Consider the following 243-nt stretch of genomic DNA (forward strand, 5'->3'; position numbering starts at 1 on the left):
CAGTGATAATTGTCATCATTGGAATGAGCAGAAGATAAGACCAATGGATAAAATGAGCTATCATTCCACCAATAGCTGGACCGATACCTTCTCCCATAGCTACTATGGAGCCAATAAGACCAAACGCTTTACCCCTATTTTCCTTTGGAATATAGCTCGCAACTACAACCATCACGAGTGCTGGAAATGCAGCTGCACCAGCTCCTTGAATAAATCGAGCCAGAATAAGTATGGGAAAAAAAG

General features: G+C 42.0%; 1 protein-coding gene. It reads right to left on the reverse strand.

Annotated elements, in window-relative coordinates; all coding sequences use genetic code 11:
- Positions 1 to 243: MFS transporter (locus AWV70_RS22270; protein WP_153010099.1), on the reverse strand; the 243-nt coding region annotated here is incomplete at both ends.

Source organism: Sporosarcina koreensis (genome assembly GCF_001531445.1).
In the GTDB taxonomy this organism is placed as follows: Bacteria; Bacillota; Bacilli; order Bacillales_A; family Planococcaceae; genus Sporosarcina; species Sporosarcina koreensis_C.